This window comes from Chloroflexota bacterium (assembly GCA_016219275.1).
Classification (GTDB): Bacteria; Chloroflexota; Anaerolineae; order UBA4142; family UBA4142; genus JACRBM01.
In genome coordinates this window covers 29,290-53,571 of record JACRBM010000044.1, presented here as the reverse complement: position 1 = coordinate 53,571, position 24,282 = coordinate 29,290, and the positions used below count along the sequence as shown (strand labels likewise).

The following is a 24,282-nucleotide window of genomic DNA, read 5'->3' as shown; positions in this document are numbered from 1 at the left end:
GCTGGTATGCCGCACGGATTTGTTCGTCAGTAGGTAATGGGGACGGTGTCATTGTCTACAGTATGCCTGATGCATGTATGCTTTGCAATACAAGAGTCGTCCAAGTTTGGTTATGCCTGAGCAGTTACGTTTTCTTTATGTATGTTCTTTAGCGAACTTGCCAGGTCTTGCCCCATTGACACGCTTTGAGATTGAGCTTATGATTGCGCCAGCGAAGGAGGGACAGGTGATGACACGCCTCCCCAGGCGCAGGATGTGAAACCACTCCACGTTTTTCTTCTTGGCTCCTTTCGTCTCGAACGCGATACGCAAACGATCCATCTCCCCACGCGCAAAGTTGAATCACTCTTGGCGTACCTCGCATTGCATCCCGAACCCCATGCGCGCGAAAAACTTGCCGCACTTTGCTGGGGTGATTCCACCGACGAACTCGCGCGCCGTTCGCTGCGCACTGCGCTCTCCACACTCCGCAAAGAACTCAGCGACGACATTGTGCTTGCCGATCGCGAGACGGTGCAACTCAATCCGGATTTTCCGATCTGGGTCGATGCGCGCGAGATTGCAGATTGCAGATTGCAGATTGCAGATTTGAATGCCCAATCTGAAATCATAAATCTGAAATCTGAAATTGATTTGCTCCCCGATTTCTACGACGATTGGATTCTGCCCGAACGCGAACGATTGCGCGCTATCTACATCGACGCGTTGTTGCAACTCGCCCAACATCATCGCGCCGAGAGTGAGTACACACGCGCTATCGAATTCGCGCAAAAGATTCTGGTGGCGGATCCCGCGAACGAGAAAGCGTACCAACACATTATCTTTTGCCTCGCCGCGACCGGCGACCGCATTGGCGCGTTAAAACAGTACGACGAATGCAAAAAGATTTTGCGCGACGAACTTGGCGTCGAACCGTCGTCAGAGACAATCGCCCTGCGTGATCGAATCGAACAAGCGTTGAGCGGCGGCAAAGCGCGCGAAGCGTTGTTCACCAACCTGCCTCATCCCTTGACGAGTTTCATCGGACGCGAGAAGGAAATCGTCGAGGTCAAACAATTGCTCGCGCAGCACCGCTTGGTGACGCTGACGGGATCGGGCGGCTGCGGCAAGACGCGCCTTGCGATTGAAGTGGCGAGCCAGTTAGTCGAGTCATTTCGGAATGGCGTGTGGTGGGTCGAACTTGCGCCGCTGTCCGATGCCTCCCTCATTCCACAAACTGTTGCACAAGCTTTAGGGTTACGTGAAACGCCCAATCAATCGCTCGACGAAACGCTCAACCACTTTTTGCGCGGCAAGCGTCTGCTCCTGGTGCTCGATAACTGTGAGCATCTGATTGTGGCGTGCGCAGAACTTGCCAACAAATTGTTGAGCGCGTGTGTGGAATTGAAAATTTTGGCGACCAGTCGTGAATCGCTCGGCATCACCGGCGAAGTGGCGTGGCGCGTTCCGTCGTTTGCGGTTCCCGATGTTGAGCAGCTCCCTTCATTAGAGAAATTGGTGCAATACGATGTGATTCAGCTTTTCGTTCAACGCGCGATGACGGTTGCGCCCCAGTGGCGGTTGAACGGCAACGCGCCCTCCGTCGCGCGTGTGTGCGCGCGTTTGGATGGCATACCGCTGGCAATCGAACTCGCGGCGGCGCGGGTGAAAGTTTTATCTGTGGAACAAATCGCGGCACGTCTCGACGATCGTTTCAATTTATTGACGACGGGAAGCCGGGCAGCACTGGCGCGTCAACAAACTCTGCGCGCGACGATCGATTGGAGTTACGATTTGCTTTCGGATGCGGAGCGAATAATGTTGCAAAGATTGTCGGTCTTTGCCGGCGGATGGACGTTGGAAGCGGCAGAAGAGGTGTGCAATGGACAGTCCACTACGCTTGATACGCTCGCGTCGCTGGTGGACAAGTCGCTCGTCGTCGTCGAGCAAAATGAAGCAGAGCCGCGCTATCATATGCTGGAAACGGTTCGGCAGTACGCGCACGAAAAATTCGCGCAAGCGGAATCCAGTGAGTTGGAAAGTGTTCGCACTCGTCATCTCGATTATTTTCTCAAGCTGGCAGAAGAAGCAGAGCCCAAACTCCAGAGCGCCGAACAAAAAGTGTGGCTAGTTCGTTTGGAAAACGATTATGATAATCTACGCGCAGCTTGGGAGCGGGCAATCGAGACGGATGCTGAAATAGCGTTGCGATTGGTGTGGGCATTATTCGAATTCTGGGGGGCTGGTGTGCATTTGCCCGAAGCGCGCGATTGGTTAGCAAGTTTGCTTCCACGCACGGAACGATGGGGCGTCAGCGCAAAACATGCGCGTGTGTTGATCATTGCAGGAGCTGTGGCTCTCTATCAGGGGAACAGTGCTGCTGCTCGTGAATTGATCGAGCAAGGTCTGACGATTGCCAAAAAGACCGAGTCCAAATTTGAGATCGCTTGTGCGTGTCTATGGCTGGGTTTCTCAACCTGGATCCGGGGTGACTTTCAGACGGCGCACGATGTGTTAGACACTAGTCTCGTTTTGTGGCGAGAATTGGATGATGCGTTGTATATCGCACGGACGCAGTTTTTTTTGGCGAACGTGATGAGAGACCAGGGAGAATTCGACCAAGCTCATCAATTGTATGAAGCAAGCATTGCAAGATTTCAAGCGTTAGGCGACAATCGCCATCTTGCCCACGTGTTAAACGCGCTCGGCGTGTTAGCTCAGCTTCAAGGAGATTATCCACGTGCCGCCAAATGGTATGAAGAGTGTATCAAATTTGAACGCGAGAACGGTCGGGAATCTTTTCTTGTTCTAGCCATTGGAAACTTGGGAACGGTTTCATTGCACGCCAGTGACTATCCAAGAGCGCGGGCGTGTTTTGAAGAGAGTCTTATTTTAGAACAACAGTTGGGACACACAGAAGAAATATTTTTGAATCTCATGGGCTTGGCAGGTGTGATGACTGCGACCGGCAAGCCTGAGCAAGCAGCGCTTTTATTAGGATTTGTCGAAGCGACTGTTAATGATGCCAATATTATCCTTCAGCCCGCGGATCGCATTGAATATGATTACATTTGGGCTAGCGTGCGCGCAAAATTGGATGAGGCGACGTTTGAGAAGGCGCGGTTAGAGGGTCGCACGATGACGCTGGAACAAGCGGTTGAATATGCGCTCAATGAGATTCGAGTGACACAAGACCTGGACAAACAATCACAATGACCGAAAATAACAATCTCCCGCTCGCGCTCACGCACTTCATCGGACGCGAAAAAGAAATCGCGGAGATCAAGCGATTGATCGCGTCCCCACCCCAACCCTCCCCCGTGCGCGGGGGAGGGGGCAATACCACGCGCTTGCTCACGCTCACCGGCGCGGGCGGCGCGGGCAAAACGCGATTGGCAATTCAGGTCGCGCGCGATTTGCTCGACGCGTTTCCCGATGGCGTTTGGCTCGTCGAGTTGGCATCGCTTGCGGACCCCACGCTCGTACCGCAAACCGTCGCCTCCATTTTCGATTTGCGCCCTCCCGGCAATCTCGCGCCGATTGATCTGCTCAAAAATTTTCTCCGCGCGAAAAATCTACTTCTCGTGTTAGACAACTGCGAGCATTTGATTCACGCGTGCGCGCAGTTAGCCGAATCGCTTTTGACGAGTTGCCCCGATTTGAAAATTTTGGCGACGAGCCGCGAAGCATTGAACATCGCGGGCGAGATCACCTTTCGCGTGCCGTCGCTCGCGTTGCCGAATTTGCAAGCGTTACCACCGCTCGACGCGTTCGCGCAAGTTGAAGCGATTCGGCTGTTCACCGATCGCGCGCGCGCCGCGCAATCCGATTTTGAATTGACGCACGCGAACGCGCCGGCAATCGCGCAAATCTGCGCGCGGCTCGATGGGATGCCGCTCGCGCTTGAACTCGCCGCCGCGCGCGTCAAAACATTATCGGTCGAACAAATCGCCGCGCGGCTCGACGATCGCTTTCGTTTGCTCACGACTGGAAGTCGCACCGCGCCGACGCGTCAACAAACGTTGCGCGGCGCGATGGATTGGAGTTACGATTTATTATCGGCGCAAGAGCAGATCGCATTGAATCGCCTGTCTGTGTTCGCGGGCGGGTGGACGCTGGACGCGGCGGAGTTCGTTTGTGCAGAGGAGCAAGGGGGCAGAGGGGCAGGGGAGAAAGATTCACCTCTGCTCCCGCGCGCCCCTGCTCCTCTGCTTGATGTGTTGTCGCGCTTGGTGGACAAGTCGCTCGTGATGGTCGAAATACGCGACGGCGCAACGCGCTATCGTATGTTGGAGACAATTCGGCAGTACGCACGTGAAAAACTAATCGAGTCAGGCGAACGCGAGAATGTGCAGAATCGGCATTTGGAATATTTTGTGAAATTGGCTGATGAAGCCGAACCCAATCTGCACGGCGCGGGGCAAATGACCTGGTTCAATCGCTTGGATAACGAATACGACAATTTGCGGAATGCGTTGGAATGGTCAGCAAGCGAAGATCGCGTTGAGAAAGGATTGCGACTGGGCGGGGCGTTGTATCGCTTTTGGTTGACGCGAGGATATTGGAATGAAGGATATCAACGCTTGGATAGCTTGTTGAAAATTAAGGGCGCAGAGCAACGAACGCTCGCGCGCGGCAAGGCATTGCAAGTGGCGGGGAACTTGGCGCGCGACACGAAGGGGACTGGGATTTCCCGGCGTCTCTACGAAGAGAGTATCTCCATTCTCAGAGAACTCGGAGCAGTGGGCAGACCCGCGCTGGAAAGCGCGCTTGGCGATTATGGCTTTTCGCTTATTTTTCACGATCTTGCCATCGCACGTAGCTGTGGCGAAGAAACAGCCCGGTTAAGTCGTGAATCGGGCAATATCCTAGGACTGGCGCAAGCACTGATCGTTTTGGGGAACGTGGCAAGGCAGAAATGTGACTTTGCTTCCGCCTTACAGTGTTTTGAAGAGAGCAAGATATTATATCAAGAAATCAAAGATAAACGCGGCGTGACCGCCACCTTCACCAACTTGGGATGGACCTATTTCAATCAGGGCAACATGGAAAAGGCAAAAGAGATGGAGGAACAAGCCATAACGATGGCGCGGGAGATGGGAAATAAATACCATCTTGCCGGAGCATTACTGCGGCTCGGAATAAATTACCAGGTTCGTGATCAGAACGATCAAGCGGAAACATTGCTCCATCAAGCCCTTTCTGCGGAAAGGGAATTGGGAAACAAACCGTACGTCGCGCTTGCGTTGATGCACTTGGGTCGTCTGCACTTGAAGCAAGGACATTCTGCCCAAGCATATCAGGAATTGCGCGAATCGCTTGGCTTGTTCAAAGAGGAAAGCGCATTTTATTTTATTCCACACGCGTTGGACAGTTTTGCTTTTCTGCCTGCGGAGTCAAACCATGCGCCACGCGCGGCGCAACTCTTTGGCGCAACGCAAGCATTGCGCGAAAAATTCGGTACGCCGCTCTCACCTGGCTATCGCAAGGATTATGAAGCGTACCTTGCCGCCGTCTGCGCCAAACTCGATGACGCCACCTTCGACGCAGCGTGGAACGAAGGTCGCGCAATGTTGCTTGAGCAAGCCATCGAGTTCGCGCTCGCGGAAATAAAAATTCCCGATGCGATAGAAACCCCGACACTTTCACCACGCCAAGCCGCGAAAGAAAAGTTTGGCGGGTTGACCGCGCGCGAACGCGAGGTTGCCGCGCTGATCGCGCGAGGCAAATCGAATCGCGAAATCGCGGACGCGCTCGTGCTGAGCGAACGCACGATTGAAGGACACGTCGGCAACATTCTCAACAAACTCGGTTTCAACGCGCGTACGCAGATCGCGACGTGGGCAGTGGAGAAGGGCTTGCATGAACGCGATGAGAAACCATAGTGGCGCAGGGCAATAAAGACCCGCAGAATTCTGCGGGTCTTTTTATTTCTCCGTACTGCTTGTCCAAAATCCCCGTACTCATTCTTCCGCAACCACGTATTTTCCACCTTATTTCACGTCGGCGGTTGTGGTTTTATGATTCAAGAAACGGAGGCGATATGATCAGCAATCACAAAATAAAATTGGGCGCGAGCGTTGTTCTCATCATTGGCGTTATCGCGCTGATATATTTCAGCGTCCTGAGTTTCGCAAACGAGTCAACACAACATCGCGAACCCAATCTACTTGCCGGGATCACGTTTGCCGATTCGATTAGCGACGCCGACGCCGCGTACTTGCAGACCAGTATGCAGTGGTTACACGATTATGCGCCGGAATGGTACGCATACGTCGCCCAAGCCAAGCCCTTCACATTGTCGTTAGATGTGGAACTGGGCAAGTCCGGCTTGGCGGCAAGAGCCAAGTGCTGTGATGAACGCAAATCTGGCGAAGTGATCTTCGGCGACCATTTTGGAGATTGGACAACGACCAATGATCCAGAAGATCAAACTATGTGGTCCAGACAGATTACGTTTCTCAGCACACTCATTCATGAGGTCACCCACGTGTACGATCAGCGCGCCGGGCGCGTACCCAAGAGAATTGAATTGAGCGACTGTCTCTCATTCGAGCGCGCGGCATACTCCAAAGAATTAGAATTCAAACGCGCCTTGCTCTCGATAATGATTGGTGACAAGTCCCAGTCGGGCGCGATGGATCGGCGCATCCTGGAGAGACAAATTCGCCATGATGAGATCGGAGTTAGCCGGGAGTCGTGGACGCTCTTTTGCGCTATGGCGACTCCGACCGATTATGTACCGTGGTAACCAGTCTATTTTACCTGGGGCGCGTCTGGACATTGCTGCACATTTCACGCGACCATTTTTCATTCTCAGACAAACTCATCGGCGATCGAGTGATGCGACTCCGCGGATTTGACGATTATTTAACGATGGCTTGGTATTGGAGTTTAGACTAACTGCAAAAAACAGGCGATTTCCCGCTATTTTTCGGCTCTTGTACGCTCAAAATATAGCCAGAATCGAAGATTAGTCTAAACTCCAATTGGTAATATCCATGCAAGAAATCCTGAAGGAGGAAAATCACGATGAAAACCAAATACTTGTTCACAAAAAGTCTTGCGATTGCATCCGTGCTGTTGCTTGCGACGGTTGCCATCGCCAGCGCCGAATGTCTCGCGAACATATACCAAGCAACGGCGCGTTTTAACGGACTTGAGACGACGCTTGCGGAAGGATACGCGACCACCGCCGAATGTATCAGCAACCCGCGCGAAGGCGCGATAGGCATTCAGTATTCCAACAGCAACCTGCTGAGCGACGGCGTGGTGGATGCGCGTCACCCAGAATCGCTATTTTATGAACCGCAGGACAACGGGACACTGCGACTCGTCGGCGTGGAATACCGGGTGTATGCAGGCGCGGAGAATGGAAATCGACTCACGCCTCCAGTCTTGTTCGGACGCGAATTCCAAAGCCGTGGTGATTATTATACCCTGCGTGTTTGGGCGTGGCGAGATAATCCCAACGGACTGTTCGCAGATTGGAACTCGCAAGTCTCCTGCTATTAGGTGCGTAAGCGGATCATGAGGGAATGACGATCTGCGTGGTTGTGATCGCTGACAATGGCGGCAAAAAAATACCGTACTCGTTCCAGCAAAACCAAGTGTTTTCCACGTTATTGTAAGTCAGAGTTTCTGGTTTACTGACGGCAGTGATCTAAACAAATCCGATTTACCCAACAGGAGGATAAAATGCAAAACTCGAATACGCTTCGCCGTTTTTCACTCACCGCGTTCGCGCTCGCGCTTTTGGTCGCGCTCGTCGCAGGAGTGTTGTTCGTGGTCGTCGCGCAAACCCCGGTTCAAGCGCCAGCGCAGACGCGCATGACCAACGCCGCCGCCGAACAAGATACGCGGATGGTGATGCAAGAGTTGGAACGCGAACGGCTCGATCAGTTGAACGCGCATTCAATTGCGGAACAACTACGCGCCAGAAACGCCGCCGAGCAAGATATGCGGATGGTGATGCAAGAGTTGGAGCGCGAGCAGTTTGATCAACGGTACGCCAAGTCGTTTGACGCGGCAGCCATGTCGTGTCTCGATCCACGCGTGAGTTGCGACCGATAAGTGAACGCACAAATAATTTGGCATGGCTCCCTGAACGAGACCTGCTAGGTCGCTTGTGCGAAATCCTGACCGGTCTCGTTCTCGAAATAAACCTCAACTGCGTCGTTCAAAGCGTGCCATACCGTCTCATTCGCAATTTAACGCTAACCCCATGAAAATTTGGCGATGATTTGATGGGCGCGTTGTATCCTGCGAATAACCAATTCAAGGAGGGAAATCCAAAATGGTCAAGATAAAATTCCAAGCGGCGCGTTTGAGCGCATCGCCAAGCAAACGGTTGTTGGCGATCATCGGACTCGTCATCTTCATCGCGATCTTTGCCGCGAATGCTGAGGCGTTCGATCGCGTAAGGTTTACGCCTTTGGCGCAACCGGATGTGTTTGAGAACGTGACTCTCGCCGGATCGTTCACCGAAGCGGATGCGCGTTACATGCAAACTAGTTTATGGTGGTTGCGCGAACATCTGCCCGAATGGTACGCGTACGTTGCCGAAGGCAAGCCATTCATTTTCGCGATGGATGATGAACTGCAAACGCGCAGGATCATCTCGTATGCGAAATGTTGTTACTCGCGCGGTGCAGGCGCGATCACATTCGGCGAACATTTGGGACACTGGAACATCAGCGAGGTCGCGAGTGTTCCAGGGATGCAAGCGCAACAAGTTCAATTTCTCAGCGTGCTGATTCACGAAGTTACGCACATCCGCGAACGGCGCGATGGACGCGCCGAAGCCGTAAATTGGCAAACGTGCATCGCGGCGGAACAGTCCGCGAATATGAAAGAGCTGGAGTTTGCGCGCGCGCTGACGACCGTGCGAATTCCCGGCGATGCGAACACGCGCGCGAATTATCACCGCATCGTTGACCAGCATTTGGAAATCACGCAAGAGGATCTTGACGGTGTATCGTGGAAAATCTTTTGTATTCTCACGTTTACGGATGACAACGGACAGTGAGTAAGAGGAAAATAGGAGGATTCCAATGCCACTCTATCTGGACATTCACCAACACGTCGAAGGTCTGACCGCGGATGCCGTCAAAGGCGCGCACGCGCGCGACCTGGAAGTGCAAACCAAGCACGGCGTCCAGTATCTCAAGTACTGGTTCGACGAAACGACCGGCAAAGTATTTTGTCTCGTTCAAGCGCCGAACAAGGAAGCCGCCGCCGCCGTCCATCGCGAAGCGCACGGACTCGTCGCGGATGAAATCGTACAAGTGGAAGAAGGCAGTTAAACTCATCGCACGTGTTTCGTAAGCCGGAGAGAACATCTCTCCGGCTTTTTGGATTTGGTGAACTTATCAATACCCGATTGACAACACCCAGCGTCACGTGTAAGATTCGCCCCACGATCTACTGGGGATGGATTCCTCCTAGAAACGTGGCATGGCGAACAACCACTTGCCGATTCCGCTCACTCGTTTCATCGGGCGCGAAAAAGAGATCAGCGCCGTGATCCGCGCGAGCGCACAAACGCGTCTACTTACGCTCACCGGTTCGGGCGGGTGCGGCAAAACGCGGCTCGCGTTGCAAGTCGCCGCGCGGCTTGCCGATGCGTTCGCGCAAAATATCGCGTGGGTCGAGTTTGCGCCGCTGAGTGATGCCGCGCTCGTCCCCAGTGCAGTCGCGCAAATCCTCGATGTGCGCGAATCCGCCGACCAATCCCTCACCCAATCGCTCACCCACTTTTTGCGCGCCCAGCAAATTCTGCTTGTCTTTGATAATTGCGAACATCTCATCGCCGCGTGCGCGCATCTCGCCGAAGAATTGTTGCGCGCATGTCCGCAAATTGCGATTCTCGCCACGAGCCGCGAATCGCTCAACGTTCCGGGCGAAATCGCGTGGCGCGTGCCGCCGTTGCAAATCCCCGATCCCCAAATTACGACAGCCGAAGTGTTGCTCGCTTCCGAGTCCGCGCGCTTGTTCATCGATCGCGCGAGTTTGGTTGACCAGACCTTTGCTGCGAACCCGCACAACGCGAACGCCATCGCACAGATTTGCTCTCGGCTCGATGGGATGCCGCTGGCGATTGAACTTGCCGCGGCGCGCGTGAAATTATTGCCGGTCGAACAAATCGCCGCGCGGCTCGATGATCGGTTTCGCTTGCTGAACCTGGGGAGTCGCACCGCGCCGCCGCGCCATCAAACGTTGCGCGCGGTGATTGATTGGAGTTACGGGTTATTGTCGCCGACCGAAAAAATTCTGTTTCGTCGTCTCGCGGTATTCGCCGGCGGATGGACGCTCGACGCGGCAGAATCAGTGTGCAGTATTCAGTTTTCAGAAATCAGTGAAGAATATTCGCCGACTGATGTACTCGACTTGCTCGCGCGCCTCGTGGACAAGTCGCTCGTCATCGCGCAAAACGATGTGGCGCTCTATCACATGTTGGAAACGATCCGCGAATACGCGCGCGAAAAATTGATTGAGGCAAATGAGTTGCAATTGCTTCAAGCGCGGCACTGCGATTTCTTTGTTCGACTTGCGGAAGCAGGCGAACCGAAACTCAAGGGAGCTGAAGCCAGACAATGGATGGATCGTTTGGAGAGCGAGTACGACAACATTCGCGCGGTCTTTGAATACGCGATGGCAAACGATGTCGCGCCCGCCGTGCGCCTGGCTTGGGCGCTGGTCATGTTGTGGGTACGGCGCGGCTATCTCATTGAAGGGCGCAATATACTGATGCAACTCTTGGCGCGACCTGAGACGCAAGGCGCATCTCACTTGCGATTACAAGCATTGAAAGCAATCGGTTATTTGCAAATCTACATCCAGGATTCGGTGGCGGTGCGAACATATTTCGAGGAGGGTTTAGCAATCGCCAAAATGTTAGAAGACGAAGGTGAGATTGCGTTTACGCTGCATGGCATCGGACGCGCGTTTATCTTTTTGAACGATTATGCGGCGGCGCGTCCATGGATCGAAGAAAGTTTGGTGCTCTATCGAAAAATGGGTGCGCGATGGGGCGAAGCGCAATCGCTTTACTCATTAGGCGCGGTGATGAATCAACTGGGCGATCACCAACGCAGTCAGTTGTTGCTTGAAGAATCCTTGGAGAAATTTCGGGCGCTTGGGGACATTTGTGACAGCGTGTGGCCCCTGTCTGTTCTTGCCTCCATGGCGCGGGAACAGGGAGACCTTAAACGCGCCATTGAGATTTACGACCAGTGCATCGAAATTGATAAACATGTGGGTGACCGAGTCCACCTTGATCGCAAATTGATCAGTTTGGGGTTGATCTTTGAACAACAAGGTGATTATCATCGCGCGGCACAGCTTTTGACCGAGGGTCTTGAAATCATGAAACGCCGCGGCAGACCGATTATGTTCGTGTATTCGTTGATTGGGACAGCCAATATCCTTCGAGAATTCGGCAAGCCCACCGTGGCGGCGCGGCTCTTGGGCGCGGCGGATGCATTGAGTGAATCTTTTCTGGCGCGTGGAATTTCGAATCCCGGGTACCGCAAACTGCATGATCGCGTTGCGAACGAGGTGCGCGCCGAGTTGGGCGCAGAAACTTTCGTGTCGCTTGCGCAAGTGGGGCGCGCGATGGAATTGGAGCAAGCCATCGCGTTTGCGTTGAATGAGATGAAGACCTCCGATTTACCGGACCCGCGCGCGTCATCGCTCTCACCGCGCCAAGCCGCGAAAGAAAAATTCGGTGGGCTGACCACGCGCGAACGCGAGGTCGCCGCGCTCATCGCGCAGGGCAAATCGAATCGCGAGATCGCGGACGCGCTCGTGTTGAGCGAGCGCACGATTGAAGGACACGTCGGCAACATTCTCGACAAACTGGGTTTCAGCGCGCGCACGCAGATCGCGACGTGGGCGGTGCAAAAGGGCTTGCTTGAAAAAGTAAGCCCGCGTGAATAAGCGACGGATCAATTCTGACCAAGTGATGACAGTCCTTGGCGCTGTTCTGATGGAGGACACATGAAACCCGCAACATTTTTTTGCGCGTTGATCATCGCTATCACATTTCTAGTCGCGTGTGGACCACCAACCTCCGAAACCAAATCGCCCGGTGAAACGCGCGTGCCCGCGATAACCATCGCGCCAAAGCAATCAGCGCCATCTGCGCGCAACGCGAAAGGCGGAATCCGCAAAAGCGCGAGCGGATACAAAGGCGTACTGAATTTCTGGCTCCTGGGTGCGACACCGAGCAATGCGCGGGAGAGTTCCTTCGGCAACGCGGTTGCGCAATTTATGGCGGATAATCCGGAGATCCAAGTCGAACTGAATAGCTATCCACCAACCGACGAAGGCATCACCAAATTGACGATCGCACTTCAAAATGGTCAAGGGATCGAAGTTCTTCGCTTGGCATCCGACCGATTGCCTTTGTACGTGCGCGACGATCTCATCGAACCGATTGATCCGTACCTCACCATTTCAGACAAAGCGGACATTTTGCCGAATGTGCTCGACGTGACTCGTCTCAAAGATGGCAAAGCATGGGCGTGGCCCCTCTGGGTTGTGCCAATGGGCATCTATGTGAACAAGGATGTCTTTGCCGAAGCCCAGGTTCCGCTCCCACCCAAAGATTGGACCTGGGATCAATTTGTGGACGCGGCAAAAAAGACGACGTTCAAGCGCGCGAATGGCGAACCAGTTTATGGCTTTTCCGGATTCATCGATCCCGGAGTCAACACGACCTGGGGCTTGTGGATGAACGAAGATCCGAGCGTGCGCGCGATTGGCAAAGATGGCAAGTTCGGATTCAACAATCCCAAAGCGTTTGCCGGTTTGCAACGGTTTGCCGATCTCGCGCTCGTCCACAAAGTAACGCCGCCCGACTTTGGCGCGCAACGCGATACTGACATCAAGCGCGGTTTCCAAAGCAAGCAGTACGCGATGATTGTGGACGCGACCGGCTTTGCTCCAACCTTGGTTGCAAGCAAAGTGAATTTTGAAATCTATCCGCATCCGACGGTCAATGGCAACAAACTCACGGTGGGCGCAGTCGGATTGATCGCGGTTGCCAAAATCAAGGACGATGCCAAACGCCAAGCGGCGATGGACCTCGCGCGTTATCTCACGAGCAGTCAAGTGCAAGAGGATGTCCCACCCAGTTCAAACTTACCCACCGGCTTTTATTTCGCGCCAGGCGCACGCAAGTCGGTCAAGGTCGTTGACCCGCTCGATAAGTTCATTCCGATGTTGCCCGACTTGTGGATCACGCCGTTGATGGCGGATTGGGGTAAACTCACGCGCTTGTTCCATGCGGAATACCAGAACATTATTTTCGGCAAAGCCAAACCCGCAGAGGCAATTCAACGTATCGCGCCGGAAGCTGATCTTTTGATCTCAAGCAGGTAGAGCGAAGGAGGGCAAGCCGATGGCAAATAGCTCACCAGCGCAAATCGCGAAATTGGTCCGCGTAACTCTGCTGGGCGCGTTTCAGGTCGAACGCGACGCACAAACGATCCATCTCCCCACGCGCAAAGTTGAATCGCTCTTGGCGTACCTGGCTTTGCATCCCGAACCGCACGCGCGCGAAAAACTTGCCGCACTTTGCTGGGGCGATTCCACCGACGAACTCGCGCGCCGTTCGCTGCGCACCGCGCTCTTTTCACTTCGTCAGGAGCTTGGCAATGATCTTTTATTGGCGGATCGCGAGACGGTCCAACTCAATCCGGATTTTCCGATTTGGGTGGACGCGCGCGAGATTGCAGATTGCAGATTGCAGATTGCAGATTCAGAAATCGAAAATCTGAAATTGAAAATCGAAAATTACCACGACCTGCTCCCGGATTTCTACGACGATTGGATTCTCCCCGAACGCGAACAACTCCGCGCGATCTACATCGACGCGCTGTTACACCTCGCGCAACATCATCGCGCGAAGAGTGAATACGCGCGCGCAATCGAACTCGCGCAAAAAGTTTTGACGCACGATCCCGCGAACGAAAAAGCGGACCAACACATCATCTTTTGTCACGCCGCGACCGGCGACCGCATCGGCGCGCTCAAGCAGTTCGACGAGTGCGCGAAAATGTTGCGCGAGGAACTCGGCGTCGAACCGTCGCCGGAAACAATTGCATTGCGCGATCAGATCGAGCAGGCGTTGAGCGGCGCAAGATCACGCGAGGCGATGTTTACGAATCTGCCGCATCCGTTGACGAGTTTTGTGGGACGCGCTAACGAACTTGCGGAGATAAAGCGACTGCTCGACCTAGACCTTCCAGGTTTTGGAAACCTGGAAGGTCTGCGCGGGACGCGCTTGCTCACCCTGACCGGGTCGGGGGGTTGCGGCAAGACGCGTTTAGTGATTCAGTTCGCGACCGAACTCGCGAACGCGAATCGTTTCAAAAACGGTGTGTGGTGGGTTGACCTATCCGCGCTAACGGATGGCGCGCGTGTGCCGCAATCGCTTGCGGCTGTATTCGGCTTGCGTGAATCGAGCGATATTCCGATCATTCCATTGCTCATCAACTATTTGCGCGCAAAAGAGTTGTTGCTGGTGGTGGACAATTGCGAGCATCTGATCGAGGCGTGCGCGCACTTGATCGAAACACTGTTGAGCGCGTGTCCCACACTGAAAATTTTAGCGACGAGTCGCGAGGCGTTGAATCTCGCGGGCGAAGTCGTGTGGCGCGTGCCGTCGCTCGCCGTGCCGGACGCGGCGAATTTGCCGCCGCTCGATCAACTGGCGCAATACGACGCGCTTCAACTTTTCGTTCAGCGCGCGCAAGCCGTCGCGCCGAATTGGAAATTGAATGGTAATGCGCGTGCGGTCGCGCAGATTTGTGCGCGGCTCGATGGAATGCCGCTCGCGCTTGAACTCGCGGCGGCGCGCGTGAAAGGGTTATCCGTCGAAGAAATCGCGCAACGGCTTGACCATCGTTTTCAATTGCTCGCGAGTGGACAGCGTACAGCGTTGCCGCGCCAGCAAACTTTGCGCGCGACAATAGATTGGAGTTTTGATTTGTTGTCCGAAAACGAGCGTGCGCTGTTTCGTCGGCTGGCGGTTTTCGCCGGCGGGTGGACGCTCAATGCGGTGGAAGAAATTTGCACGGATGAATCGCTGGCTACGTCACACGTTCTTGATTTATTGTTGCGCTTGATTGACAAGTCGCTCGTCGTCGTCGCCGAGCAGAGCGGCGCAACGCGTTATCATTTCCTTGAAACGATTCGTGAGTACGCGCGCGAAAAATTGGCGCAAGCCGGTGAAGCGGAAAAACTTTATCGTCGTCATCTGGATTGGTTTGTCCAATTCGCGATTGAGGCGGACGCGAAATTACGCACGCCGGAAATGAAGCGCTGGTTTAAACAATTGGATGCCGAGATTGACAATTGCCGCACCGCGCTCGCGTGGGCATTTGAAAACGGACAAGGCGCGGCGGGCGCGCAACTCAACGCCGCGCTCGTGTATTACTTTTTCGTGCGGAATCATTATCGCGAAGCGAAAAGTTGGAGCGAAACAGCGGAAGCGTTGACGCGCGACGCGCCCGCGGTAATCCGCGCCGAGGCGCTCTTTGCGTTGGGCATGGCGGTCGCGGATGTGGGTGAGAACGCGCGGGCGGAAGAAATATGGCGACAAGCACTGTCGCTCTATCGCGATTTAGAAAACCGAATGCGGATTGGTCGGGTTCTCAACTTGCTTGGCGTAGTTTCCAACCGTCTCGGCAAATTGGATCAAGCGGAACTGTATTTTCAAGAAGCATTGACACTCTGCCGCGCGATGGGTGACAAATGGGGCATTACCCATGCGCTCCAAAACTTTGACGCGTTTGCCGAACGCGCCGGAGATTTTGCGCGCGCCAAAGCCATTAACGAGGAAGGTCTCAGGTTATCTGAAGAACTCGGCGACGAACGGATGATCACGCGGCGGTTCGTTGACTTGGGTCGGATTGCTTGTGCTCAGGGCGATTTGAAGCAAGCCGACGCGCTACTCAAACGCGCCATATCTACGCTATGGCGAATGAAGGAAATGTTCTCACTGCATCAAGCGCTCGAGACGTTTGCGCTGGTGTTGGTGGCACAAGGGCAACCGCGCCGCGCCGCGCAAATTCTCGGTGCAATTGAGTCGGGGCGCGCAGAGTTGGGAGTGATTTTATCCGAGGAGCGACGTGCCGAGTTGGAGCAGATCATTCAACCGATTCGCGCGCAACTGGGTGATGATGGTTTTGCGCGCGCGTTCGAAGAAGGACGCGCGATGAAACTAGAAAACATCGTTGAGGATGTGCTCAATGACGGAGCATAACAACCTGCCGATCGCACTCACGCGTTTTATCGGGCGCGAAAAAGAAATCGCGGAGGTCAAGCGATTACTGACCTCACCCTCTTCCCCAACCCCCTCCCTCTCTCCTGTCGCACAGTTCAGCGACAGGAGAGAGGGAGGGGGCAAGGGGGTGGGAGTGAGGTTGCTCACGTTGACCGGTTCGGGCGGCTGCGGCAAAACGCGCTTGGCAATTCAAGTTGCCGATAGTCTTCGCGATAAATTTCCCGATGGCGTCTGGCTGATCGAGTTGGGATCGCTCGCAGATTCCGCACTCGTTTCACAAACCGTTGCATCCGTTTTCGATTTGCGCCAAGCCGGCAAACTCGCGCCGATTGATCTACTCAAAAATTTTCTGCGCGCGAAAAATGTTCTGCTTGTTCTCGACAACTGCGAGCATTTGATTCACGCGTGCGCGCAGTTAGCCGAATCGCTTTTGACGAGTTGCCCCGATTTGAAAATTTTGGCGACGAGCCGCGAAGCGTTGAACATCGCCGGAGAATCCTTGTATCGTGTGCCCTCGCTCACTCTACCCCCAACCCAGGATTTACCCGCGCTGGACATTCTCGCGCAATACGAATCCATCCATTTGTTCGTCGAACGCGCGGACGCGATTGCGCCGCGTTTTGAATTGACGCGCGACAATGCGCCTTTCATCGCGCAAATCTGCCAACGCGTGGATGGAATTCCACTCGCCATCGAACTTGCCGCCGCGCGCGTCAAAATGCTGACCGTCGCGCAGATTGCCGCACGGCTGGACAATGTTTTTCGATTATTGACGCGCGGCAGTATCAACGCGATGCCGCGCCAACAAACTTTGCGCGCGACGATGGATTGGAGTTTCGATCTATTGAGCGAGCCGGAGCGAATTTTGTTTCGGCGTCTCGCGGTGTTTGCCGGTGGCTTCACGCTCGATCAAGCCGAAGTGATCTGCGCGGGCGATGGACTCCATGCCGACGACATGCTCGATGTGCTTGCGGACTTGGTGGACAAATCGCTCGTCAGTGTGTTCAAGTATGAGGAAGGCGCCGCCGCGCGCTATCGAATGTTGGAAACGATTCGCCAATACGCGAGCGAAAAAATGACTGAAGCAGGTGAAGCATATTCCTTGCGCGCGCGGCATCTCGATTTTTTTCTCCAGGTCGCCGAGGAGACCGAGCCGAAACACGAAGGTTCTGGCGCGAATCAGCGGATGAATCATTTACACGTAGAGTACGACAATTTGCGTGTCGCGCTGAAAACGGCGCACGCATTGGGGCTGGTCGAGCCAGGATTACGTTTGGCAAGTGCGCTGGGCGAGTTCTGGGAAACAGTGGGTTATCTGAGCGAAGCACGCGCAACCTGTCGCGCTTTGCTTTCCCTCTCTGTCGAATCGCGTTCGCAGCTAGGCGTTGCCCGCGTGCGCGTGCTGAACCTGGCTGGTTATTGGGCAATCCTCCAAGGCGATTACGCCGAAGCGCACCAGTTGTTGGAAGAGAGCACCGCGCTGGCGGAAGAAATCGAAGACGATGTAAGTGTGGCGCGCTCGCTCAAATATCGTAGTTTCGCGGCATTGACCCAAGGCGACAACACGGCGGCGCGCGCGCTCGTAGAAAAATCGTTGGCGATTTTACGCCAATTGGACGATCAGCCAAGCATCGCAATTTCTCTAACCACGCTGGGATTAGTTGTGCGCGATCAGGGCGATTACGCGCGCGCGCGGACACTGTTCGAGGAAGCATTAGCGATTCGGCGTGCGTTGAATGATCGGAATGCGATTGCCAGTTCACTGCGCGACCTCGGATCAACCGCGCAAGCGCAAGGCGACCCCATTGCCGAAGCATGGCTGGAATCAAGTTTGAAAATGTCGCAGGAGTTGAACGACCAGTTCGAGATTCCTCGTTGTCTGCACGATCTCGGACTGGTTGCGGCGAGTCGAGGTGACACGGAGCATGCCCAAAAACTTTTTTCGCAGAGTCTTGCGATTTTCCAAGCACAGGGCGACAAACGAAACACGCTCAAATGTATCGAGGGACTCGCCGGGACGGCAAGCGCGAACGGTCGTCACGAACGCGCTACACGACTTTTGGGCGCGGCAGAGGTTCTGCGCGAAACGCTCGGCGTCCCGATGCTGGGGATGTATCGCGCACGCCACACGGTAATGATTAGAAATCTGCACGACCGGTTGGAATCAAACCGGTTGGCAATCGTTTGGGCGGAAGGACGCGCCATGTCATTGGAGCAAGCAATTCAGTATGCGTTCGGTGAGGCGATTGAGTACGATCAAGTCGAATTGGCAGAAACACGGCAAGCCGCGAAAACAAAATTGGATGGATTGACTGCGCGTGAATGTGAGGTTGCCGCGCTCATCGCGGTGGGCAAATCGAATCGCGCAATTGCAGAAGTCCTTGTACTGAGTGAGCGAACGGTTGAAGGGTATGTCGGCAATATTCTCAACAAGCTCGGTTTCAACGCGCGCACGCAAATTGCGGCGTGGGCGGTGCAGCGCGGACTGGTCCAGCCCGACAAGACATTGCCCTGATGCAAGACAAGCCAAGAAACAAGCCCGCAGAATTCTGCGGGCTTGTTCTTTTTGAAAATTACCGTACTCGTTTTCCAAACCTTCCGTACTGTCCACGTAATCCGATTCGCGCATTTCGAGTTAAATGGTGGCACTAGTTCAACCAAATCGCGTTCGCTCGACAGGAGGATAAAATGTCAAAATTTCCAACCGCGCTTTTCGTCGTGCTCATCGCCGTTGTGCTTTTGTGTTTTGGCATTCTGGGTTTCCCGGTTGCCGCCGCGCCCATAGAGACAACTGATCTGCTCACTGGCATCACATTCGATGATTCGATTAGCGATGCCGACCTGGTTTTCTTGCAAGCCAATTTGCGTTGGTTGCGCGACCATTTGCCCGAATGGTACGCGTACGTGAAGGATGCCAAACCCTTTAGCGTTTCCGTTGGTCAGACCGACAACGACGGGTGGCTTGCCGCCAAATCGGATTGTTGTGATGAGCAAGGGAATGGCACGATCACATTCGACGATCACTTTGCTTCCTTCACGGTGTCAAACACAGCGCGGGAGCAAACACGCGCGGCGCGCCAAGTGATGCTGCTCAGTTTGCTTATCCACGAAGTGACCCATCTGCGCGACTATCACGCCGGGCGTATCTCATCGAAAATGAACGCGGCGACATGCCTCGCGACTGAAAGGTCGGCGTATGCTAAGGAATTCCAGTTTAAGCGTGAACTGATGCTGGCGAGATTCGCTGACGCCGGTTCAAGCGAACCGTATCGTCGCGCCGCAGAAAAACAACTCGCCGACGACGCGGAGCCATTCAACACCAACTTTTGGAAACTGTACTGCATTCTCGCTCACCCGAACATTATGGACGATTAGAATGGCGGCAATACCCGTACCGGTTTTGCAAAAACCCCGTACTTTCCACGTTATTCCAGACGTGCGTTTCTGGTTTAATGGCGGCAGTAGTTCGAACAAATCTCATTTACCCACAAGGAGGGAAAAATGAAAAACAAATACGGGATGCGTTTGGCTTTTGTTCTCGGCGTTGCCGCGCTGATCGGAGCGATTGTGCTCGCGGTTACGCCGAATGTTTTGGCGGATGATCCGCTGGGCGCGCAAATCGCTCAAGTGCGCGCCGCGACCGTTCATTTTCACAATGTCGCTACCGCGCAAGCGGCGGGCTATGCCCAGTTCCTGGATTGTGTCAGCGAACCGGGTCAGGGCGCAATGGGCATCCACTTTGTCAACGGCAACTTGGCTGGCGACACGGTGCTCGATCCACTTCGCCCCGAAGCGGTGATCTACGAACCGAACGAAAACGGACAATTGCATTTCGTCGCGATGGAATACATTGTGTTCGCGGCGGCGTGGGACGCGGAACATTCGCAACCGCCGGTGCTGTTTGGGCAAACGTTCCACCTTGTCGGCAGTCCGAATCGCTATGGTGTCCCGCCGTTCTACGAACTGCATCTGTGGGGGTGGAAACACAATCCGCGTGGCTTGTTCTACGACTGGAATCCCAAGGTTACTTGCCCGTAGTAGTTTGGCAATGTCAGATTAACCACAGAGTCAGCGCACACACATGCGCTGGCAGGAACGCAAGTGCCAGGGGAGATCACTGAGAATTTCGCGCACAGTAAGACATGGAAGAGCTATACTGGGCACGATCATTAATTGCGCTTTTTGGTTGTCACCCTGAGCGAAGCGAAGGGTATCGCAATTCGCTAGTCGCGAGATGCTTCGCTTCGCTCAGCATGACAAATTGGGTGGATATAAAACCGCAGTTTGTGCCCGTTGGCAGTAAAGTCGCCGAGTGGACAGTTTGTGTTTGTTGTAAGCGGATGGTGAAACTCACGAAAAAAAGAACCGGACTGAGTCCGGTTCTTTTTTTACTTTCAGCGGATTAGAATTTCGCCGGTCTTTCCATCGTTTTCAAGACTGGCTCAACCTGTGGTGCGCCTGGAAATTTGTTGGACCATCGCGCATTCAGTTTGGGTCATCGGCTTTTCTTTCCCGTCACTCCATCAGCGGAAGAACCTGGCATTGCGTCTCGCCCAGAATTTCCATCCGTTAGTTTGGTTGTGAATGTGCGCTGGACACCGGGGATGGGTGTAACATCCCGTACACCTTGCATCATCTCTTGCAACCGGTCGTCTGAAAAAAGATGTTCAAAATCGAGGATGAGCGCGGGTCCGGATGGAGTGGAAACGATGGTGCCGGGTGGATAGTGATTGCATTTGGATTTCTCAGGTTGATACGCGACTGAATAGATGCGATCCACAAGCAAGCCGATGATACTATTCCTTGCGCTCATCAAGAGGATTTGGGCGAGGGGGTCTATTCCACTTTCAGGAAATCCCAAGTAATGACGCATGCTGACCACAGGGATGGACTCGCCGAAAACCCGAATCGCGCCGACAAGCGATTCCGTACTTCCGAGCGTCGGCACGAGAGTTCGCGCTGGGACCACCTTGATTAAGCGATTCATCGAGAACGCAAAGGATTGAGCGCCGAGAGAAAAAATGAAAAGGTCCGCCGGACTTTTCTCCTTCGATGCTCCAACTCTATCGCCAACCGAAGCATCCATATCGCGGATGGAGCAAGATGAGGCGGATTGATTATCCATATTCGCATCCATTCATTTCAATGTGGCGAAGTCTAAGCCAAACCGGGATCTGTAAACGGCAAGCCAGTGCTCGGACTTGGTTTTTCGTTGGCGCGCCGGTTTTGCGTTGTGGAATTTACGACCAGGATACTTCCATCGCGCTTCAGGATTTGGATAAACAGGTCCGCAATGGATGGATCGAATTGGGTCCCGGCATGGCGACTTATTTCGTCAATGATTTCGTCGAGTTTTAGCGCGCGATGATAGGTGCGGTCTGACGCCATGGATTCGATGGCATCGGCTACGGCAATGATGCGCGCCTCGATCGGGGTCTGTCCCCCCAACAGTTGATCGGGGTAGCCCTTGCCGTTCCACCATTCATGATGATGGCGCACAAACGGCGCCAAGTGCCGCAAGCTTTGGCTGGCGGCAAGTAATTCGCTGCCCAAGGTCGTATGGGTCTTGACCGATTCGTACTCCAAACCAGTGAGTCGCGCGGGTTTTTTTAGAATTTGCTCCGAAATACCAATCTTGCCGATATCATGCAGCAACGCCGCTTGCCGGAGTCTTTCAATCCGCGCGGGCGGCAATTTCATTTCCCGCGCGATGACCGTGGCGTATTCGGCGACCTTGATCGCATGATTCAACACGAGCGGATCGCGCGCATCAATGATTTTCGCGAGCGTGACAAACAACTCGTCGTTCAGTTGTTCGATATGCAGACTGGCGTGGAGCAGTTTATGGTTGGCAAGCGTAAGTTCTTTGTTCATGCGCTCTAATTCACGCGCACCTGCCTGAGTGCGTTCGATGTATTGTCGTTGCGCATAATGGATCAGCACCATCGGCAGCGCAAATACAAAGATGCCCAGGATTCCTTTGAGGTCGTTGTACAAGATAGCCATAAACAGCCCAATCAGGCACATGGCAACATAGAACAAGGAGGTCCAACCGAACTGCCCGCGCCATGTGATGAAAATATTGCTCTTTTCGGACAAGCCGATGGCGAAGCTGACAAGACCCGATTCGACGATGTAATACCCCAGCGCGGTGATGAGGGTCAGAAAAGTCAATCCGATAAAATTGTCCCAGACAATTGGAATTTGAAATAAAGAGATTCCATAGAGTGGAATCAGTCCGGCGAGAACATGGGTTGCCCAATTGAACACGGGCTTGTAGATTTCGATATCGCGATTCCTGATGTAATGGGCGATCACAATGGCGGCGCTCACACACACCAATCCGACAAATCCGCTTAGGAAGATCGCCGCAAAGACAATCGTGACCGAAACTGAAAATGTGCTGTCGCCGTACATGCCCACTTCTAACCACTCGGCAAGCGCGCCGGCTCCAACGAGAATCGCCACGAGCGTCAGGTCAAAGGTCTGATGCTGGACTAGTCCGAATACGGTGATCAGTATTCCGCTCAGGATGATCGTCCCGACGAAAGGGGCGATCCATTCAAAGCGGTGTGGAATCGGTCTGCGCTTACGCATCAAGAATTCAGAATATTTTTTGATGGCTGGTTTCTCCGGTTCGACGATTGACGGATTGACAGTCGGAGATGACGGCGGGGCATCCGTTGCGGCTAACCGGTTTTCGGAAGACATGTTTTCCAATCTGATCGAGCGCGGCACATCGGTGATGGACACGACACAATTGCGTCCTTTGAGTTTAGCTTGGTACACGGCAATGTCGGCTTGGTGAATCAGCTCCTTTGTGTTGGTGGCATCGGCAGGATAGGAAGCAATCCCAAAACTCATTGTGACGTAGATCGGAGTAGGACTCGTGCTCACCGGAATCGCGGTCTTGGCAATATTCTCGCGTAGGCGTTCTGCAATCGCGATTGCCTCCGCGTGTTCCGTTTCGGGTAACGCCACTATAAATTCTTCGCCGCCGAATCTGCCGGCAATATCATATTCACGCACAATTTGGCGGATCACCTGGCTAATGCTTGCCAAAACGGTATCCCCGGCGAGATGACCATACGTGTTGTTGACGTTACGCAGCAGATCGAGGTCTGACATAATGACGGAAAGCGGGCGCGCAAATCGGATTGCCCGCTCCATCTCCAATGTAAACAAGCGGGAAAAATGCGCGGCATTCCACAACCCAGTTTTGGCGTCTACCCGCGCCTCTTTTTGCAATTGGGGCACGCTAAGCGCGCGCTGAATTAACAGTAGCGGCGAGAGGGCAAAAAGACTGTACCAAGGATTTTGTTCCCATAACAAAGCAAGCGGATAACCCAGGCAGAGCAACATGAAATCCGGCATCAATGTGTTCCACTGCAACATGCCGGTATTCTTCCAAGTCGAACCGCGCGCCAAGACGACGGCAAGACCAACCAAGAGCTGGTTAAGGGTCACATAGACGATCAGCGCCACTAAAGCCGCAATGGGTCTCGCTGGCGCTATGTCGGTTGAAAAAAGCGCGGGGCTGAATTGATAGATTTGTTGAGCGACTAGCCCGCAACAAATATGATTCGCGATATTGAAAGGTTGGATGTACCACGCGCGCAGACTCGTGCTATTCTGTACACGCGCCTTGATCCATTCGATGATGTGGGGGATGAACACCAGCAATACAAAATCCGCGGTGGGAAGCAGGAAAGCGCCCGCCGATAGAAAAATCAACACGGGGCTGAAGCTAATGTTGCCTTCTGTTTCGGACTTGGGTGTGCTCTTAAAAATGGATTTGTATAACTGGGACAAGGTGGCGCACAGCGCTAAAAAGGCAAACGCATCCCACGATTTAGGAGAAGCGGCGCGATTCAAAAGAGCGCTGCCTCCAAAGACGCCACCGACAAGTATTACACTGCACACAAAAATCCATGCGCGCCGTGACATTTCACTCCTTGCTCGTTACCTTCGCCAAATTGTTTTCGCCCGTTTTTTTATCCGCGCATAAC

General features: G+C 54.0%; 16 protein-coding genes. 14 read left to right on the top strand and 2 right to left on the bottom strand.

From position 1 onward, the window contains the following. Positions 1-255 precede the first annotated feature (255 nt). The 13 genes from HY868_11705 (at position 256) to HY868_11645 (ending at position 20,311) form a co-directional block, all read left to right on the top strand. Positions 256-3,195, top strand: a complete 2,940-nt coding sequence (locus tag HY868_11705) for a tetratricopeptide repeat protein (protein MBI5302795.1) — start codon at positions 256-258, stop codon at positions 3,193-3,195. Beyond that, entirely contained in the window at positions 3,192-5,864 is a 2,673-nt protein-coding gene (locus tag HY868_11700; protein MBI5302794.1) for a tetratricopeptide repeat protein, read from the top strand. The genes HY868_11705 and HY868_11700 overlap by 4 nt, the downstream gene beginning before the upstream one ends. A gap of 158 nt (positions 5,865-6,022) precedes the next feature. Then, entirely contained in the window at positions 6,023-6,730 is a 708-nt protein-coding gene (locus tag HY868_11695) for a hypothetical protein (GenBank protein ID MBI5302793.1), read from the top strand. A 281-nt stretch (positions 6,731-7,011) separates the two neighbouring features. Next, positions 7,012-7,494: a hypothetical protein gene (locus HY868_11690; GenBank protein MBI5302792.1), complete on the top strand. Its 483-nt coding sequence runs from the start codon at positions 7,012-7,014 to the stop codon at positions 7,492-7,494. 183 nt (positions 7,495-7,677) lie between these two features. Further along, positions 7,678-8,052 (top strand): hypothetical protein, encoded by a 375-nt coding sequence (locus HY868_11685; protein ID MBI5302791.1) that lies wholly within the window; start codon positions 7,678-7,680, stop codon positions 8,050-8,052. Between the two features lie 223 nt (positions 8,053-8,275). Beyond that, positions 8,276-9,007: a hypothetical protein gene (locus tag HY868_11680; GenBank protein ID MBI5302790.1), complete on the top strand. Its 732-nt coding sequence runs from the start codon at positions 8,276-8,278 to the stop codon at positions 9,005-9,007. Positions 9,008-9,032: 25 nt separating this feature from the next. Next, complete coding sequence (locus tag HY868_11675) at positions 9,033-9,284, top strand: DUF4242 domain-containing protein (protein MBI5302789.1); 252 nt, start codon at positions 9,033-9,035, stop codon at positions 9,282-9,284. Positions 9,285-9,435: 151 nt separating this feature from the next. Further along, positions 9,436-11,919, top strand: coding sequence for a tetratricopeptide repeat protein (locus tag HY868_11670; GenBank protein ID MBI5302788.1), 2,484 nt, complete (start codon positions 9,436-9,438; stop codon positions 11,917-11,919). 60 nt (positions 11,920-11,979) lie between these two features. Beyond that, positions 11,980-13,365 (top strand): extracellular solute-binding protein, encoded by a 1,386-nt coding sequence (locus tag HY868_11665; GenBank protein MBI5302787.1) that lies wholly within the window; start codon positions 11,980-11,982, stop codon positions 13,363-13,365. Positions 13,366-13,384: 19 nt separating this feature from the next. Beyond that, on the top strand, positions 13,385-16,252 hold the full coding sequence (locus tag HY868_11660; protein MBI5302786.1) for a tetratricopeptide repeat protein: 2,868 nt from the start codon (positions 13,385-13,387) through the stop codon (positions 16,250-16,252). Then, the gene (locus HY868_11655) at positions 16,239-18,788 is read left to right on the top strand and encodes a tetratricopeptide repeat protein (protein ID MBI5302785.1); all 2,550 of its coding nucleotides are present in this window, start codon (positions 16,239-16,241) and stop codon (positions 18,786-18,788) included. The genes HY868_11660 and HY868_11655 overlap by 14 nt, the downstream gene beginning before the upstream one ends. Positions 18,789-18,961: 173 nt before the next feature. After that, the gene (locus HY868_11650) at positions 18,962-19,648 is read left to right on the top strand and encodes a hypothetical protein (protein ID MBI5302784.1); all 687 of its coding nucleotides are present in this window, start codon (positions 18,962-18,964) and stop codon (positions 19,646-19,648) included. 126 nt (positions 19,649-19,774) lie between these two features. Next, complete coding sequence (locus HY868_11645; GenBank protein ID MBI5302783.1) at positions 19,775-20,311, top strand: hypothetical protein; 537 nt, start codon at positions 19,775-19,777, stop codon at positions 20,309-20,311. Positions 20,312-20,768: 457 nt separating this feature from the next. Here the strand turns inward: HY868_11645 and HY868_11640 are convergent, their stop codons facing one another. Both HY868_11640 and HY868_11635 read right to left on the bottom strand, forming a co-directional pair. Further along, positions 20,769-21,398: a chemotaxis protein CheW gene (locus HY868_11640; GenBank protein ID MBI5302782.1), complete on the bottom strand. Its 630-nt coding sequence runs from the start codon at positions 21,396-21,398 to the stop codon at positions 20,769-20,771. A 32-nt stretch (positions 21,399-21,430) separates the two neighbouring features. Continuing rightward, positions 21,431-23,956: a diguanylate cyclase gene (locus HY868_11635; protein ID MBI5302781.1), complete on the bottom strand. Its 2,526-nt coding sequence runs from the start codon at positions 23,954-23,956 to the stop codon at positions 21,431-21,433. Between HY868_11635 and HY868_11630 the strand changes: the two genes are divergently transcribed. Then, the gene (locus HY868_11630) at positions 23,943-24,281 is read left to right on the top strand and encodes a hypothetical protein (GenBank protein MBI5302780.1); all 339 of its coding nucleotides are present in this window, start codon (positions 23,943-23,945) and stop codon (positions 24,279-24,281) included. The genes HY868_11635 and HY868_11630 overlap by 14 nt on opposite strands. Position 24,282 lies beyond the last annotated feature (1 nt).